The 17,306-nt window shown below is 38.7% G+C and carries 21 protein-coding genes and 1 riboswitch; of the genes, 1 reads left to right on the plus strand and 20 read right to left on the minus strand.

The features are described from left to right. Positions 1-2: 2 nt before the first annotated feature. The 15 genes from V2145_RS11175 to V2145_RS11245 all read right to left on the minus strand — a co-directional run bounded on the left by V2145_RS11175 (position 3) and on the right by V2145_RS11245 (position 11,168). Complete coding sequence (locus tag V2145_RS11175) at positions 3-575, minus strand: cob(I)yrinic acid a,c-diamide adenosyltransferase (protein WP_094909753.1); 573 nt, start codon at positions 573-575, stop codon at positions 3-5. Further along, positions 572-1,009 (minus strand): bifunctional adenosylcobinamide kinase/adenosylcobinamide-phosphate guanylyltransferase, encoded by a 438-nt coding sequence (locus V2145_RS11180; RefSeq protein WP_094909752.1) that lies wholly within the window; start codon positions 1,007-1,009, stop codon positions 572-574. Before V2145_RS11180 ends, V2145_RS11175 begins: the two co-directional genes overlap by 4 nt. After that, the gene (locus tag V2145_RS11185) at positions 961-1,575 is read right to left on the minus strand and encodes a histidine phosphatase family protein (protein ID WP_094910151.1); all 615 of its coding nucleotides are present in this window, start codon (positions 1,573-1,575) and stop codon (positions 961-963) included. Before V2145_RS11185 ends, V2145_RS11180 begins: the two co-directional genes overlap by 49 nt. After that, positions 1,533-2,315 carry an adenosylcobinamide-GDP ribazoletransferase gene (locus V2145_RS11190; RefSeq protein WP_330987699.1) on the minus strand — a complete coding sequence of 261 codons (783 nt, stop codon included), beginning with the start codon at positions 2,313-2,315 and terminating at the stop codon, positions 1,533-1,535. The genes V2145_RS11185 and V2145_RS11190 overlap by 43 nt, the downstream gene beginning before the upstream one ends. Beyond that, entirely contained in the window at positions 2,306-2,866 is a 561-nt protein-coding gene (locus V2145_RS11195) for a bifunctional adenosylcobinamide kinase/adenosylcobinamide-phosphate guanylyltransferase (protein ID WP_094909750.1), read from the minus strand. Before V2145_RS11195 ends, V2145_RS11190 begins: the two co-directional genes overlap by 10 nt. Then, positions 2,866-3,942, minus strand: coding sequence for a threonine-phosphate decarboxylase CobD (cobD, locus tag V2145_RS11200; RefSeq protein WP_094909749.1), 1,077 nt, complete (start codon positions 3,940-3,942; stop codon positions 2,866-2,868). Before cobD ends, V2145_RS11195 begins: the two co-directional genes overlap by 1 nt. Further along, on the minus strand, positions 3,917-4,900 hold the full coding sequence (gene cbiB, locus V2145_RS11205) for an adenosylcobinamide-phosphate synthase CbiB (protein ID WP_094909748.1): 984 nt from the start codon (positions 4,898-4,900) through the stop codon (positions 3,917-3,919). Before cbiB ends, cobD begins: the two co-directional genes overlap by 26 nt. A gap of 5 nt (positions 4,901-4,905) precedes the next feature. Next, positions 4,906-5,514: an adenosylcobinamide amidohydrolase gene (locus V2145_RS11210; protein ID WP_330987700.1), complete on the minus strand. Its 609-nt coding sequence runs from the start codon at positions 5,512-5,514 to the stop codon at positions 4,906-4,908. A gap of 82 nt (positions 5,515-5,596) precedes the next feature. Next, positions 5,597-6,538 carry an ABC transporter substrate-binding protein gene (locus V2145_RS11215; protein ID WP_131886886.1) on the minus strand — a complete coding sequence of 314 codons (942 nt, stop codon included), beginning with the start codon at positions 6,536-6,538 and terminating at the stop codon, positions 5,597-5,599. A 162-nt stretch (positions 6,539-6,700) separates the two neighbouring features. Further along, positions 6,701-6,882: riboswitch (cobalamin riboswitch) on the minus strand. A gap of 202 nt (positions 6,883-7,084) precedes the next feature. Next, entirely contained in the window at positions 7,085-7,588 is a 504-nt protein-coding gene (locus V2145_RS11220; protein ID WP_330987701.1) for a DinB family protein, read from the minus strand. Positions 7,589-7,736: 148 nt separating this feature from the next. Continuing rightward, entirely contained in the window at positions 7,737-8,051 is a 315-nt protein-coding gene (locus tag V2145_RS11225; protein WP_131886888.1) for a thioredoxin family protein, read from the minus strand. Between the two features lie 120 nt (positions 8,052-8,171). Further along, a complete protein-coding gene (locus tag V2145_RS11230) occupies positions 8,172-8,888 on the minus strand; it encodes an anthrax toxin lethal factor-related metalloendopeptidase (protein WP_330987702.1) in 717 nt (238 codons plus the stop codon). 152 nt (positions 8,889-9,040) lie between these two features. After that, entirely contained in the window at positions 9,041-9,643 is a 603-nt protein-coding gene (locus tag V2145_RS11235; protein WP_165932496.1) for a YpjP family protein, read from the minus strand. A gap of 191 nt (positions 9,644-9,834) precedes the next feature. Next, entirely contained in the window at positions 9,835-10,620 is a 786-nt protein-coding gene (locus V2145_RS11240; protein ID WP_330987703.1) for a class I SAM-dependent methyltransferase, read from the minus strand. Positions 10,621-10,733: 113 nt separating this feature from the next. Further along, positions 10,734-11,168, minus strand: a complete 435-nt coding sequence (locus V2145_RS11245; protein ID WP_094909741.1) for a BrxA/BrxB family bacilliredoxin — start codon at positions 11,166-11,168, stop codon at positions 10,734-10,736. A gap of 209 nt (positions 11,169-11,377) precedes the next feature. Between V2145_RS11245 and V2145_RS11250 the strand changes: the two genes are divergently transcribed. Then, complete coding sequence (locus V2145_RS11250) at positions 11,378-12,235, plus strand: polysaccharide deacetylase family protein (protein WP_330987704.1); 858 nt, start codon at positions 11,378-11,380, stop codon at positions 12,233-12,235. Positions 12,236-12,267: 32 nt separating this feature from the next. Here the strand turns inward: V2145_RS11250 and V2145_RS11255 are convergent, their stop codons facing one another. From V2145_RS11255 to V2145_RS11275, 5 genes are all read right to left on the minus strand, one after another. Then, positions 12,268-13,392 (minus strand): conserved virulence factor C family protein, encoded by a 1,125-nt coding sequence (locus tag V2145_RS11255; RefSeq protein ID WP_094909740.1) that lies wholly within the window; start codon positions 13,390-13,392, stop codon positions 12,268-12,270. 73 nt (positions 13,393-13,465) lie between these two features. Then, positions 13,466-15,364, minus strand: coding sequence for an ABC-F family ATP-binding cassette domain-containing protein (locus V2145_RS11260; RefSeq protein WP_330987705.1), 1,899 nt, complete (start codon positions 15,362-15,364; stop codon positions 13,466-13,468). Further along, the gene (locus tag V2145_RS11265) at positions 15,345-16,001 is read right to left on the minus strand and encodes an HD domain-containing protein (protein WP_330987706.1); all 657 of its coding nucleotides are present in this window, start codon (positions 15,999-16,001) and stop codon (positions 15,345-15,347) included. Before V2145_RS11265 ends, V2145_RS11260 begins: the two co-directional genes overlap by 20 nt. A gap of 107 nt (positions 16,002-16,108) precedes the next feature. Next, the gene (locus V2145_RS11270; RefSeq protein ID WP_210608401.1) at positions 16,109-16,585 is read right to left on the minus strand and encodes a glutathione peroxidase; all 477 of its coding nucleotides are present in this window, start codon (positions 16,583-16,585) and stop codon (positions 16,109-16,111) included. A 71-nt stretch (positions 16,586-16,656) separates the two neighbouring features. After that, positions 16,657-17,193: a hypothetical protein gene (locus V2145_RS11275; protein WP_094909736.1), complete on the minus strand. Its 537-nt coding sequence runs from the start codon at positions 17,191-17,193 to the stop codon at positions 16,657-16,659. Positions 17,194-17,306: the final 113 nt, after the last annotated feature.

The following is a 17,306-nucleotide window of genomic DNA, read 5'->3' on the forward strand; positions in this document are numbered from 1 at the left end:
ATTTATTTTGTCTTTCCTTTTTTAAATACTTTTGCACTGCGAATATACTCAACATCTTTCACATTTTCTCGTGAGTTGGCAATGCGAGCAGCTGCAAAGAAGTAATCGGATAAACGATTTAAATATTGAAGGACCGCCTCGTTAATTTTAAACTCTCGCTGAACCCCAACAACTAACCTTTCTGCTCTTCTTGTCACCGTGCGGCACACATGAAGTGTGGCTGCCGCTTGTGTTCCGCCTGGCAAAATAAAACGTTCAATCTCAGGGGCTTCTTTCATATACTCATCAATTTTTCGCTCTAACACTTCAATCATACTTGCTTCAACTTTATAAGGGTGGTCATCTCTAGCAAAAGCTAAATCACTTCCACAGTCAAATAGCTCGTGTTGAATAGTCACAAGCTCTTCTTTTAATTCATTAAATACACTGTCATTTAACTGAGCAATCGCTTGACCTACATAGCTATTTAACTCATCGATTGTTCCGTAAGCTTCCACTCGAATGTCGTCTTTATTTACACGCCCTCCTATTAAACTCGTTTGCCCTTTGTCTCCTGTTTTTGTATAGATATTCATTCCTTTATATCCTCCTTTATTCGATTCGAAATTCCATACCAGATGCGATCAACTGTTTCCGCTTCTGCTACAAGCATTTGATAGACATAGCCACATGCATCACGCCAACTGCGGTCATTTTGGTTTAATGGAACAATCCCTTTTCCAATTTCTGTTCCAATAACAATTATATTTGCTAGCAAATTCTCAGCTCGCCATGCTTGTAATTGTTCATTGAAGTAGCAACACACTTCCTCAACAGTTTTACCACTATCAATTAATTCTTTAATGTATCGTTCTATTCCTTCTATAACTATGTATTGATCTCCTTTTACGAGTGTAGGCACTTTTATCGGATTTTCATAGGCACTATACCACGCTGTAATTTGGTTATCATACTGTTTCTTTATCCATTTTCGCTTTCCATTGAACGCACCACCGAATACGAAATGCATGGCTTTCTCTCCCTTATATCATCCTTATTGAAACGCAGTCGGATTCCTTCTCCATACGAAAAAGAATGATCCCAAAATGAGGATTGTTCTAGAAAATAAGAGGCAATGAAACGAAGAGGTCCACCGTGAGTGACAACGGCTGTTAAACTAGCTTTTTGTTGCAACATCAAGTCGACTGTTTGATCCCAAGCTTTCCAAATTCGACTAGAGAAGGCTTCGAAATCCTCTCCGTTCGGCGGTTGTTCTTCAAAAGGAGCATCAATCCACTTTCGATACGCTGAATCATTTTTCAACTGTTCATACGTACACTCTTCCCAATCGCCAAATGAGAGCTCTCTCCAGTTTCTTAAAGCTACATAGGGCTGCTGCGGAAATAAAATTGCGCCCGTTTCTTGCGTACGATACAAATCACTTCCAACGACTAGGTCTGGCACCATATTAGACGCTTTCAACAGTGCAATCCCTTCGCTACTTAGCGACGGATTACTCCATCCAATGTACTGGCGCAGCTTGTTGGGTTCTGTTAAACCGTGCCGAATAAATAGCATATCCACATACTCACCCATACAAGCGTCTCGCCTCCTTCAATCGTTGCTCCAACAACATCTCCCGTAATGCCTCCAAACTGAGCACGATAAAATTTAATCCAGATAAAAACAGCCATTGCACCAATTAAAATCACAGCTTTATTTTCCATGAAATAGACAAGACCTGCAATCATTAGTATGCTCATTGTCGCATAAATCCACTTTTGTCTTTCAGTTGAACCCTTTTGAAAGTATGAAGCTAATCCTGTTTCTTTGGCTGGCTGACCCCAAAGTAAAATCCATCCTGCTACAATACGCGGCAATATAAACACACTCATAAACGCAGCTAAATCAATTGATTGATGAGTGTTCATCAGCTCATTTATTCCGCTAAAACGAAGAGCTAATAGGGCTAAAATTGATAACACCGCAAACGCACCTATATTAGGATCACTTAAAATCACAAGTTTTTTTTCTCTTGGTTGGTGTGAGAAATAAGCATCACTCACATCCATCCACCCATCTAAGTGTAAGCCTCCTGTGAGTATTGCGCTGGCTACCATAAGCAAAACTGCAATAGTCACAGAGCTCACTCCTAACGACTCCAGACCTACAAACAAACTATAGCTAACTGCCCCTATACAAGCACCAATCCACGGTAGAAAATAAAGTGCTTTCGCCGTGCGCTTTTCCGTCCATTGAATCGTTTTTGCCGTTGGTAGAATTGTAAAAAACTGAAGGGCTAGGCGTGCGATGACTATCCACTCTTTTACTGCCATGCTGTTTCATCTCCCTTATAGTAATAGGGAATACCCGCTTCTACAGAAATCGCTACGTCTGCTTGATCCACAATCTCTTGATGAATCCTTCCCAGTAACTTCATGTAGATAAACGTCGGTCCTTTTAGAACACCCGATTCAAACAGTTCATTTGATACGATGACAAGGTGCTGACATCGCTTATTCAATTGATGAATCACCTCTATCATTTCATTAACCAGCTCGTTCGCTTTCAAGGTAGATTGCCACTTTTCCTCTTTGGTAAAAAGCTCGTTTGCCAGCCAATTTGTCGCACAGTCTAGCAAAATAAGATCCGTTTCTTGAATCAATGAATAAATACTAGATATGTTATTGGGAACTTCAATAGTCAACCACGACAACCCTGAGTTACTTCGTTGCTGTTGGTGCAACTCAATTCGCTCTTGCATCTCATGATCAGTGACGCGGCTAGTCGCTAGATAGATAGCGCGATTGATCATTAGTTTTTCGACAAAGGACTCTGCCGCTGCTGACTTTCCGCTGCGAACACCACCAGTGACAAACACTAACATTAAGCTTCCACTCCTTTTCTTAACACGCTTAGGAGCTGGTCATTCTCTACTTTTGTTTTGACGGCTAATCTAACATATCGACCATTTAAACCTAGAAAATTTTCAGTATGTCTTGCTACAATTCCTTCTTGCGCTAAAAATGCCAGCCACCCATCGGCAGTATAGCTCGTTGGGATGCTGCATAAATAATAGTTAGTTACTGACTGAGATACGTTAAATCCTAGGTTTTGCAACTCGTTTATCACTCGATTTCTTTCTTTATCAATGTACTCGACCGTCTTATTCACGAACTCGATTTCAGATAAGCACCATTGCCCAATTTGCTGCGCCACACCATTCACACTCCAAGGGGGCTGCTTTTGCTTCAACTTAGTAATAACGTCTTGATGAGCTAAAACATACCCTAACCTTGCTCCAGCAATATTGAACATTTTTGTCATAGACCGAACAACAATTAAATATGGACACCTTTGAATCCACCGATCAAACGAAGAGGCGTCCTTTACAAAATCAATAAACGCTTCATCAACAACCAGATAAGTCTTCTCACGATGAGCTAAGTCAATTAGCTCTTCCCACTCATTTATGTCATACATTCGTCCGGTAGGGTTGTTGGGATGACAAATCCATATCGCTTTTAAGATTGGAAGCTTTTGTTTTATTTCCGACATATTCCAATTCCAATTATCTGTTTCTTCCAGAGAAATATGAATGATTTCACAGCCATGAGCTAAACTCGCCTGTTCATATTCAATAAAAGTAGGCTGTAAAATCCCTACCTTTTCGTTTGAAAATATGGAAGCAAGCAAAAAGAAGGCTTCTGCTGCACCGTTTGTTACTAATATTTCACCAGAAGTAAGCTTATGGTGATGGGCAATGAGACCCGTTAACTTTTGCACGTCAGGATCAGGGTAAGAAAAAGCGATTTCTCTAAGCACATCCCAATTTTCACTGATGATATCTGGTGCCCCTAAAGGGTTTGTATTTACGCTAAAATCAATGAATGAACGTTCTGTATTTTGGCCTATCGCCTCTAGAAAAACAGCCGGATTAGCTCCATGTGTAGGTAATGCCAATCAATATCCCTCCTATCAAATAAAAAAACCAAGTACACCAAACGGTCCGCTTCATCACTTGGACTGTTTTAAAAATATGACTAACATTTAAAGAATAAAGGGGATCTCCCATTTTCGCACGATTTGAAACAATTCCTTTATACGTGTTTCGACCTCCGAGCTGAATGCCAAGCAAACCTGCAACAGCACTTTCACCATAGCCGCTGTTTGGGCTCGGGTGTTTAGGTGCATCCCTTTTAATTATGCTAAACACATGCTTTGCTGTAAATTCACTGTGCATTACGTTACTAATAACCATAATAAACGCTGTCAGCCGACTAGGGATAAAATTCAGCCAGTCATCTAACTTCGCACTAAAGTATCCAAACTTTTCATACATAGGATTTTTATAGCCAACCATTGAATCACACGTATTAATACTTCGATAAAAAAAAGCACCCGCTCCACCTAAGAAAAAAGCAAAAAACAAAGGAGCTGTAATGCCATCACTGGTATTCTCCGCCACTGTTTCAACTGTTGCTCTAGCAATTTCGCTTTCATCAAGCTGATCAGTATCTCTTCCCACAATCATCCCCACTTGAAAGCGTGCTTCCTGTAAGTCACCTTTTTGTAAAGGGTGTGCTACTTTATAGGCAGCTTCTCCCAAAGACCTTGTTGAAATTGTTGTAGCAATTACCACTCCTTCAACTATAATTCCAATCCAGTATGAGGTTTCGTATAGGGCAGTTAAAAGAATTAAAGGTAGTATAAAACACCACACTACCATGCTTAATACAAGAAACAAACCATTCATTCGTTGAAACTTACCTTGATTTAAACGCTTATCAACAAAAGAAATCCAGCTTCCAAACCACCTGACGGGATGTGGCCAATTTACAGGATCTCCGATAATAGCATCTAATACAAGCGCTAGTGAGATTGCTAACAAATGCGCTACAATTAATTGTTGAAATTCCATACACATCACCTTTTTTGAATTGTTTCAAGTAAACTTAGTTTAACGAGCTTTCCTACCGCTTGTCCCAGAACCGTCATAGATCCGCCGTACTCATACAAGCTACCTTTTTGGCTCGCAGCAATACAAACGCTATCCGTAGATGTCCCTGTCGCAAGTGTCTGTGTGTTTGGATCTTGCACTCCTAACTCATACAGCATTCGGGTTTTCACTTCTGTTGCTGCAATAAATAACTGTAAAAACGCAGCATCCGTTAACTTTCCGTCAATGAATATGAACATATTAATTGTCCCAGGCTTTGAAGAAAATGGAGTAATATCATCACTCGTCAAATCCACAGCATTACCAACCCCGGCAGTAATAATGGATGAGATTGTCAGACCGTCTTTACAATATGTATAAACCGATTTATTGCGCAAATAAACAGCCGTCATTAACCCTACTACTTTATCATAAACGAAGCTTTTTTCTTTTAAAAATGCTCTATATTCTTCGGCTGGTGAATCAGCACGGTAGTATTTATTTACAAAGCGATTATAAAAAACATTGGTCTCAATCATGCCGTCTCCTAGCACACCTGAATTGTAAGCTTTAAACGGTGTACTTGTTTTCATCATTAATAATTCATCATCCTGCTGAAGACGTAACGATAAAAAAGGACCAATTCCTTTTTGAATTGGAATATGGTCCTTTTCTCGATTAATTATACACCTCAGGATATACGGCTTTTGCGAACTCTTCTAACCCTTCTACAATTCGTGGTCCAGGTCGATTTGTTTTATTAGAATCAACGTTTACAATTTGATTTTCTTTTACAGCTGTAATATCACTCCATGCTGGACGGCTTTTAATTTCTTTTGCGTCCCCATCATAGGTTGTAACAATTGTATCTGGGTTTAGCTCAACCACTTTCTCTTCCGAAAGTTTTACCCAACCTTCTTCATTTCCAGCTACGTTTTCTGCTCCGATTGTTTTAATCATTTCATCCATAAAAGTACCTTTACCAGTTGTATAAATCTCAGGTGCAGGTGAAACTTCTACCCATACTTTCTTACGATCTTCATCTTTAATTTCTTTCGCTTTTTCTTCAATTTCTGAAACAGCAGCTTTCATTTCGTTCACCGTGTTATCTGCTTCTTCTACTTTATTCGTTAGCTTCCCGATGTTTTCAATTGTTTCATACACGGTATTAAAATCCGTTGCATCGTTTACAACGAATAGCGGAATACCTGCACTTTCAATCTGCTTGAAAACTTCATCCGACATTCCCATGCTCGAACCGTGAGCTAACACTAGGTCTGGATTCAATGAAATAACTTTTTCCGCGTTGATATTCATATCCCCTACCTGTTCTTTTTCTTTCACGCTTGCAGGATAATCATCGTTGCTCGTTACGCCAACTAATTCCTTTTCAAGACCTAACTCATAAACGATTTCCGTGTTACTTGGCATAAGAGAAACAATTTTCTTAGGTGCTTGTTCAACCGTTACTTCTTCTCCTCTTGCATCTTTAACCGTAACAGCTTGCTCTTCTGTTTGCTTTGTTTGTTCTGTTTGTTTGCTTCCTTCATCAGTTGCGCCACAGGCTGCAAGAACAACAAGGAACATCGCAACAATAACAGATGATAACCACTTTTTCATTTAGATAACCCCTCCTATTTATGTATCGGTTATGAAGTCGCTCAGCACACATAAAAAAACTTTACTTTCAATCGAAAGTAAAGCAGGTAACGTTAAATGATGCGAATGACTTTCGCACTGTTTATGTACGTCAAATACCCTGCTTCCCCTCTCCTCGAAGGTTTCACAGTTGACAATAAGGCAGGTCTCCTGACTTACGTATATGATGTACTAAGCCTTCCCATTTTTCAAACAGTGGCATCTTTAGACATCTAACGTTTACAGTGGCGGGACCGCGTTGGACTTGCACCAAACTTCCCTTTTCACTCAATGTTAAAATTGAGACCTTATTGCTTCACGATTATTCACCTGTCTTAGTATAACGCACTCCATTCAAAATGGAAATAGAAAATCAACATAACGTTCATACATTTCAGGTCAGAAGTTCTATCAAAGTAATAGTAAGGCATAGATGCTTTTGCTATTGTATGGTTATGATAGGCTGAAAATTTAGGGGTAAGTCATTGGAGTCTTTAAAAAGACTCTTTTTTTATAGCCCAATTATCTTTAAAGAGGAGGATTTTCAACGCCTCTACCTTCCCATCCTTCTTTTGTGGGACCGTATACACCAAAAGGTTCAAGCCCAGCTTGACGTATAAGAACCGTAACTTGTCCACGATGATGGATAATATGCTTAATCAATCCCATTAAGATTTGAGCATTCGTCTCTTGTCGCCCAAAGGCTGTTTGTACTTCTTTTAATGTTTCATCTGTCCACTGCTGGCTAATCGCTTTTGCTACCTGTAAGCTGATTTTATTGAAAGTTTCCGCAAACTCTTTAGCACAGGAGGGCATATGTTCAGCATTTTCTAGCTTAGCTATTTCCACCCCAAAATGAACCAAATAGTCTGGAATATTTGTTGTAAAGTGCCATACAATTCTTCCTAGAGTGCGGCCTTCTGCATACACCTTTTGAGTTAACGCTTGATCAGTTAGACCTTCTAAAACTTTTTGAGTAAGCAGGGCTTCCCGGTTCCATTCTTTAATAAAGTCTTCTACTGTTATGTACATTCAAACCCCCTCCGTATCACCTTTTATTTCCATACAAGAATTATAAAACATACGTTCGTATTCTACAAGCTTGTTTTTCATCTAATAATCGGGTTCAAAACTCTATACAATAAAAGCTACTTGCTCATATAAACAAGTAGCTTTCAAATTAGATTGAGCTTAAAAACTCACGCACTGCTTCAGGTGTTTTTGCGTTTGCACTGTGAAGATGTGCAATTTTTTCACCATTTTTATAGACAAGAAGCGATGGAATTCCCATTACATTATTTGCTGCAGAAAGTTCTTCAAATTCATCTTTATCGACTTCAAACCAAGCTTTATCTTGATTTTCTTCAATAATTTCATCAATGAACATGTCAAGGCGTTTACAATCTGGACACCATGTTGTAGTGAAGATACCAACGCTTAGCTCTTCTCCTTTGATTTGTTCATGAAACTGTTTTTCTTCCGTAATTTTTTTCATTAATAAATCCTCCAATAACAAACTTCATACAATTATGTTCATGTTTAACAATCTTTGTCAAATCACTTATCTCTATTATAACGAATTTGTTTTGGTTTATCATATTACTTGCTTGGTATCCTAGAAGTTCCGTGCATCAATGACCTTTTGTAAGTAACGAGTTGTTTGTGGAGCATTTTCTTTTAAATAACTACGGGTGAAGGAATTTGCATAATACATTGCAAACACCTCAGCAAAGTATTCTTCTGGATAGTGTAAAAAGTAGTGCTGATTCGGAAATAGAACCTGTTTTTCTTCGTTCCAAACCTTTAAGAATTGATCTTTATGACGGAGATTGTGCAAGATATGACGATCCACCGTATGAGCAATCTCGTGCAGTTCTAAGTTTACCGAACCGTGCCCTTGCCCTTTTTCGCTGTGACCAATTTTCACATAAACCGTTTTTGAACCTCCTGCTCCAGGGACATCATCCCATACCTTACTCGAAAGCTCATAGCCTCTTGGTACTTTCCCTCTTAAAAACAGAAAACCTGGCTCATCAGTTAGTTGCCCATTAAATAACTTTATATTAATTTCTTTTTCAACCATTTCTTTTAAGAGCGGTGACGGTATGCGACTAATATAGTGCAAGCTGGTCATTACTTCTTGTTCGTTATAGCTGTCTTTTGGTACGTAAACTATTTCATTTAGATAGCGAGAAATGTAGGATTGGTTGCTTGTTTCCATTCCAACATCCACATTTTTTAATAGCGTGTAATTTCGTTCAAACGAAGAATATGTTATTGTCGGACCGATTCCGAGCAACAACATGCAAACAAATAAGATTCTCTTTTTCACCTGCTGTTCCTCCCCTAGCTTTATGCTATCACACAAAACAGAAAAGACTTCCAAGCAAATCTTGGCATCTACTCTTCTTACATAGCCTATTATTGAGGAGAAATACAAAAAAACTAGATTTATCAAAATCTAGTTTTAGTCACTGAACCTAATTACGACATCCATTTTGGAGGCATATTACGGTTCCAATAAATTTTCCCTAACGTATAGTGCTTTTGAAAATTATCTTCTGCTTTATGATAATGGAAGTTAAACCAATATCCATCTTTTGGAGGATTCTCCCGCCGCACATGAAAGCGAATCAAATCTTGCCCAGACTGCAGATCATATACATGAAAAATTTTCTCTCCGTAACCCGAAGCTGGATGTTCACTTATCTCTAGGTTTGTAATATCTTGTTCTCTTTCTGTACCAATATCAGTAAGGACTTTTTCAATCTCAGGTAGGACAGCACCACGAAATTCATCTTCAATAACAGGTCCAATTTTCGTTCCAAATTTTTCAACGGACTGTTTCTCTGCTTGGTCCATTGCATATGCAACAAATGAATCAACGTCTTCAAACTTAAAGTGAATAGAGGGAAGCTCAGCATCTTCAAACGTGGTTGTGGAAGGCACAACATCACGTATATATCCTGATTTATGCTGCTTGTCGGCTTTCGCGTCATCAACGTATAAATACTCAGGTGGCGTGACAAGCCCAAATGTAAATACCGTAATTAATACAACGAGCATTCTTTTCAACCATCTAGGCATCATTATCGGTCCTTTCAATTCTTCTTTCATTCAACTATTTTTAATATAGTGTGTATTGTATCACATTTCAATTTTTTTCACCTTTTTTTTAAAACTTTTTTCTCAATTAAAAGATATAGTCAAAAAAATTTTGATGCTGGTTTTAGTTTCCCTCTACCTCTTTTATGGTGAATATAAACCATGTTTTCAGTTTATTTACTTTCATTTATCTCAATAACACCGTAATGAAAAGCTGCTGTTTTGCGCTTATATACATGAAATTGATGATCAAGAAAACGCGTACTTTTATAGTGATCTTTCAACACAACACGCTTCCTTGCAACTCGCTTTGCCTGCGTTATTACTTCCTCCGTTAGCGCTGTGTATAAAGCAAGCTGCTTTAACCCTTGAATTCCGTTAGACTCAGAGAGATTTGCTTCAAACATGGGATCAAAATAGACGATATCAAATGAATTATCTTCACAGCAATGAAGATATGTTTCAAAAGTTTGGTGAACAACAGAAATTCTATTCATCGCTTCATCTATTTCACAAATGCCACTTTTCCACGTTTTTAAGCCATGCTTTAATAAATAGGCCATAAAGCGATTCCCTTCCAGCCCCTTTACCAGCCCGCTTTCTCCGGTGATAAGGCTGGCTATAATACTGTCAGAAGCCAGGCCAAGGGTGCAGTCTAATACACTCATACCAGCTGTTAATTTTGTGGCTTGAATGAACGGGTCTAGTTCACCCTTTAACAGCCGCTTTGCACGAAACATTGCTGAGTTTGGGTGAAAGAAAAATGGTTCTTCTACTTCTTGAATATGTAGTTCCATTCGCTCTTTTCCAACAACTAAAAGATTTGATTTTTCTTTATTCTGCAACGTTTTTACAGATGCTTTCGCTCGAGCAACGTATGGAATGTGTAAATCATTTGCTACGCTTTTAGCAAAGCTGATCATTTCCTCATCCGTTCTGCCAGCTGTCGTTACAATCATTATTTTTACTCCTTTCCTCCTAAGCTACATTTTTTTACACAGAAGAAAAAGGATGCCTGAAGACATCCTTTTTACGCCTTACGTTATTCATCTACTTCGTAGCACACTATAAATTAGCAGTGCTTGTTAAAACCATCTAAAACATTTTCAAAAATAGCTTCTAATGATTGACCTTCAATTTCATGACGTGGAATGAAGTGAACAACTTCTTTACCTTTTAATAACGCCATTGATGGAGAAGATGGCTCAATATCACCAAAATATTCTCTCATCTTTGCCGTTGCTTCTTTGTCTTGGCCAGCAAATACGGTAATCGCTTGATTCGGTTTATTTTCAGCATGTAAAAATGCTTGTGTTGCCGCAGGACGAGCTAATCCAGCAGCACATCCGCATACTGAGTTGACAACAACAAACGTTGTACCTTCTGCATTTTCCATAAACTCTGTTACCGCTTCCTCTGTTGTAAGCTCTTTATACCCTGCACGAGTTAGCTCTTCACGCATCGGCTTCACAAGCTGACGCATATATTCTTCATATGCCATTGACATCGTAATCTTCCTCCTTACAATGATTCATCCACACATCATACTACAAATGCCAGGAAAAATCTAGCTGGAGCTCCCTTTAGTATTACATAAATTGAGAAGAAGCCGCAATTACTAAAATTCGTTCAATTTTTGCCGTATTTTACTATTATTCTTCCATTTTTTATACTATAGTTATAGTTAGAAGTTTATACACAGAAAGGATTTTTTCATTGAGACCGGCTTTACAGAAACCAAAACACTTGTACATTGGAATTAGCTTAGCACTACTCATTTTTCTTTTATTGGCAGTAATCGGTAAATATACGAATGCACAAACAATGAGCCTAGCCGTAAAAGAACCATTGGCTTACACACCAATGCCACAAAAAGAAAATAGTGCAAACTATGCGAATAAGACGTTAAACACATTGCATCACAGCGCATATTTAGCAAATACGCTAAACGACCGCAACGAACCGCTTACTAAACCAGTTTTTATTACGTTTGATGACGGACCCAACAATGATACTCCAAAAATCTTAGATACTCTAAGAGACTATAACGTTAAAGCAACGTTCTTTTTATTAAAGAATCAAATTGATCGCTATCCTGACATCGCTAAACGCATTGTTGCTGAAGGGCATAGTGTCGGGTGTCACGGAGTTTCACATGATATTCATCAGATGTATGGGAAAGATGGAGCCGCTTTAAACGAAATGACAACGTGCCTAAACACTCTTAAAGACGTAACTGGCGTTGACAGCAAGCTCATCCGTGTACCGTTTGGTAGCGTTCCGTACTTAAAAGAACCACATAGAACACAGCTGACTTCTCGTTATCAGCTATGGGATTGGAATATTGATAGTGAGGATTGGGCGTTACGCTCTGCACCAAAAATTATCCAGTCCATCGAGCCACATATTGAACACGTTAATGCAAGCGGTCAAACACCTGTTATCTTATTTCACGATAAACCTTTTACCGCACAGTCTTTGCCTACTATATTAACGTATTTACATTCTAATCATTATCAGTCTATGACTATTAATAATACAATGAAACCATTGCAATTTCCTTCTCACACATAAAAAGAGCATTCAGCTGAATGCTCTTTTTTTTCTTACCCTTTACGACTTTCCGTCATTTGTTTCCAAACGGAGCCTTTGGCTTCTTCTCCGCCTTCAATTCGTTCAATTGCTAGTTTAATTTGTAAATCGACCTCAAACTCTGGGTCATTTTCAGCTGCTTTTAAAGCTGGTAATGCTGTATCGTTTCCTACCTCGTATAAAAACATCGCTGCTCTCCAGCGTACAAGCTTACTTTTATCTTGCAGTGCTTCACACATCGCAACAATTCCTTCTTCAAATCCTAAATCGGACATACAGTCTCCTGCAGTACGACGAACCGTGACAGACTTATCTTTTAAAGCTTTATACAAAAATGGAAGGACTTCTTTCGATTCAATCATTCCAAGATAGACAGTTGCTAAGCGACGGATGGATGCTTTTTCATCATCAAGTGCTTTATTCAGTACGGGTAAATCCTCCTCTGTAGGATTCATTTGCTCTAAATGAGCATAACGAACTGTCCATTCTTCTTCATCTAACATTTCTTGTGTTACTTTATAGGCTTCGCGTGGCTTTACAACTTGCTCTCCACTTTCTTCTTGCTTTGCAAGCTGGACAAGTCGATTCAAACGCTCCTCAGGATAGGCCGCTGATAACTCTTCTACAACATCTTCTCCAATTGCTTGTAGTTCACCGTAGCGAACGCCTTGCTCTTTCCATTTACGCTCTAATACAACGTTTGATGCAAATTGCTGAACCTCAGCAACCGCTTTTGCAAACCGTTCTGGAAGACCGAATCGCTTCTCCTCTGTTCCGTCCGTTAACTTTACTTGCATAGGAACATTTTTAAATAGCTGAACAGCTACGCTTACTTCTCCGTAATGTTCATTAATCTGCTGATTTTCAGCCTCACCCTGTACGTCTTCTCCAAAAGCTGCGCGAACCTGAGGTAAAATTTGCTTCCAATCATATTTTGCATTACGCTCAACTGCTAAGAAATCAGCAACGTGATATACACCTTTTACACCTTCAACTTTCATGATTTCTTGAATAACTGCTGGGGCTTCATGACTATTATCTTTATTGTAGTTGTTGCTTTTTCCTCCAGGCAACACTTCATTTAAGTTGATTTTCATTGTATTCGGACTTGGTGTGGGTTCAATTGATTTAATCTTCATACACTCATACTCCTCAAATTCATTTTTTTACATTGTAACACGCTCAAAAACAGAGGGTCTAATCACCTGCTTTTTATGCATTTTCAATTTCTTCAATCAGTTCCGAAAGCTCCGTCCAGCGTTCTAGCAGCTCATTTAAATCATCGTTTGCCTGCTCTTGTTCCATTGATAAGGTATGAGCTTTAGAGTAATCACTTCCAGCTCGTTCAATCTCAGCTGTTAAGCGTTCAATTTCCTCTTCTTTCGCTGCAATTTTGTCTTCAATTTCATCCCATTCTTTTTGCTCTTTATATGATAAACGACGCTTTTTCTGCTTTTCTTGGACTCTAGGCTTTTCTTCTTTTACTTTGGTCTCTTGCACTTGTTTTTGCTTTTGACGTCTTGCTTCTTCCAGCTGATCTGTATAAGCTCCGTAATAAGCTGAAATGACCCCTTCTCCTTCAAATACTAACAAGTAGTCAGCGACTTTATCTAAGAAATAGCGATCATGTGAAACGGTAATAACAACGCCGGGAAATTCCTCTAAATAATCTTCTAATACCGTTAGGGTTTGTGTATCTAAATCATTTGTTGGCTCGTCTAACAGCAGCACATTCGGTGATGTCATTAGAAGCTTCAATAAATAAAGGCGACGACGTTCTCCACCTGAAAGCTTTCGAATTGGCGTTCCGTGTGCATGAGAAGGAAATAAAAAACGTTCAAGCATTTGCGAAGCTGAAATAACTTTCCCATCCGTCGTTTGGACAATTTCAGCTGATTCTTTGATATAATCTAGCATTCGTTTATTTAAGTCCATATCATCACTTTCTTGCGTATAGTACGCCATTTTAACGGTTTGCCCACGATCAACCTCTCCACTATCGGGTTCAATACGACCAGCAAGCATGTTTAAAAGCGTTGACTTCCCACTTCCATTTTTACCGACAATCCCAATACGATCTCCTTTTTTTACAATATGAGTGAAATCGTTCAAGAGCGTCTTACCTTCAAATGCTTTTGACACCTCTTTTAATTCAACAACTTTCTTCCCTAAACGACTGCCTGCTAAGCTTATATCCAGTCCCTCTTTTTCAGTACTTCCTACTTTTCCTTCAAGCTCTTCAAATCGCTGAATTCGCGCTTTTTGCTTCGTTGTTCGTGCCTTGGCACCACGTCGAATCCACGCTAATTCATTACGATATAAATTACTTAACTTGGATTGAGTTGCTTTTTCTTGCTCTTCACGAAGTGCTTTCCCTTCTAAAAACGCTCCGTAATTTCCTTTGTAACTGTATAAATTTCCACCATCTAATTCAAAGATGCGATTCGTCACAGCGTCTAAAAAGTAACGGTCATGCGTCACGAGCAAAACGGCACCTTGATACTTTGCTAAATATTCTTCTAGCCATTTTACAGTTTCATAGTCCAAGTGGTTTGTCGGCTCATCTAGAATTAAAAGATCTGGCGTTTGAATTAAGCTCTGAGCAATAGAGACACGTTTTTTCTGACCACCAGATAATGCCCCAATCTTCTCTTGCATATTTGTAATTCCAAGCTTTGTTAGAACAGCTTGAGCACTAGAGTTTGCTTCCCATGCATTCATTGCATCCATCTTTTGCTGAAGGTTATATAAATTCTGCTGTGCTTTTTCACTTGAAGCATCGCGCTGAAGCTCGTACAGTGCAAGCTCATATTGCTTTAAAAGCTGAAGAAGAGGCGTGTCACCGCTGAAGACCTGCTCTAGTACTGTAAGTTCAGGATTAAAATCAGGGTGTTGAGGCATATACGTAATACGGTAATCTTTCGCGTGCACTACTTCCCCACTATCTGCTATTTCCAGCCCCGCAATAATTTTTAACAGCGTTGACTTTCCTGTACCGTTGACACCGATTAATCCAATTCGCTCACTTTCAGTAATGGTAAAGGTTAAGTGATTAAATAAGTTCTTTTCTCCGTACGTTTTTGTTAATTCTTCAATCGTAATCATTTTCATTTTTATAATTCCACTCTTTCTTAAATTGTGCTAAAAAACCAAGCATATAGTCATGGCGTTCCTTTGCAATTACTTTAGCTGTGTATGTATTCATTCCTTCGTACAACTTCAGTAGCTTTTCATAAAAATGCGCAACGGCCGTTGACTTTCCGTTTCGATATTCTTGCTCTGACATCACGTCTCGAATCTCAATTGAAGGGTTGTATAAGGGTGTCCCTTTAGCTCCTGCATACATAAATGTTCGCGCGATACCTACTGCTCCAATTGCATCCAAGCGATCCGCATCTTGCACAACTTCTCCTTCTAACGTCGTCATTTTCGGTCGGTTTCCACCTTTAAAAGACACTGTTTTTAAAATATGTATAATATGATGACAATCCTTTTGGTTAATTTTGTGAACCATCAGCCACTCTTCTACTTCTTTATATGCTTTATCAACATCAACCACTAGTTTATCATCTACAACATCATGAAATAAAGCAGCCAGTTCGACTACCTGTTTATTGCCGCCTTCTTTTTCACATAGGAGCATAGCTAAATTACGCACGCGATTAATATGCTGCCAGTCGTGGCCCGTAGTGTCATGTGCGAGCTTTTCTTTCACAAATGCTTCTGCTTCTTTTATCGTTCGCCTCATTTTAGCCTCCTTATGAAACGCATTTATTCAATTTATTTTACCACAAAGAAGCTCAGGGTGTTTGAGTAACAAAAAAGCAGATGAACACTATGCTCACCTGCTGTTTGTTAAATTAATTCTTCAATGTCTTTCTTTATATCTTTTGGTGCAGTTTGTGGCGCATAGCGCTTAATTACTTCCCCTTGACGGTTCACAAGAAATTTGGTGAAGTTCCATTTAATCGTTTTAGATCCAAACACACCAGGCGCCTCTTCGGCTAAGTATGTAAATAAAGGATGTGCATGTTCACCTTTTACATCCACTTTATCAAACATTGGAAAAGATACTCCGTAATTCAATTCACAAAACTGTTCAATATCGCCCGCACTCCCCGGCTCTTGACCACCAAATTGATTACAAGGGAAGCCAAGAACTTCTACACCTTGATCCTTCATTTCTTCATAAAGTGCCTGAAGCTCCTTATACTGAGGAGTAAAGCCACACTTACTTGCTGTATTAACAATGACCAAAACTTTATCTTCATACTGGGAAAGCGACACTTCTTCACCTTTAATCGTTTTTGCAGAATACTCATAAACTGACATACATTCGACCTCCATTTAGTAAAGTATCGTTCATACCTTTATTGTAATGCATGAGGTGTCGTTTCAACAATTTATAAGTTCTCATCTTGTGTTTGCTGATCATAGTAACTTTTCAACTGGTCTGTTGTTTGGAGCATATAGTCAATCATTTCGATTAAATCGGCCACTTGGTCTTCATAAACAAAACGATTAAATACCACTTTTACTTCATTTTCATATTCGTTAGTATCCACTTTATGAATGACTCGTTGTTCAATTACTCGATTTGCTCCCCATACCTTCTCACATAGCGTTCGGATTTCATTGCAGTCTTCATTTGTATAAGCAACAGCTTGCTTCATATAAAAAGAGATAAATACCGTACAGCCGGGCTTTTCCTGCCGAGACGGCGTTAATTCAGCGTGAATATTATCTAAATCAGTTGAAAGCGCTAAGGTTGCCGTACAGCACGAATGCTGTTGAAATGAAATACGATACGTTCTTGTAAAACGAGCTAAGTCCATTAAGTCTTCACGATTTACAACCGATACCTGTCCCGATAAATCTAAATCGTATATTTCTCCTTCCACAACCACTTTTAAGTTATCAAATACAATTGGATCGAACATTGTTCCACTACTTTCTTTACAATAAAATAATTTAACCTTTTACTTGTTCTAACCATTTCCTATAATAACATACGCATTTTGGAAAAAATAAGAAAAGACGATGCACCCATCGC

The sequence above is a fragment of the Priestia sp. GS2 genome (assembly GCF_036409025.1).
Lineage (GTDB): Bacteria > Bacillota > Bacilli > Bacillales > Bacillaceae_H > Priestia > Priestia aryabhattai_A.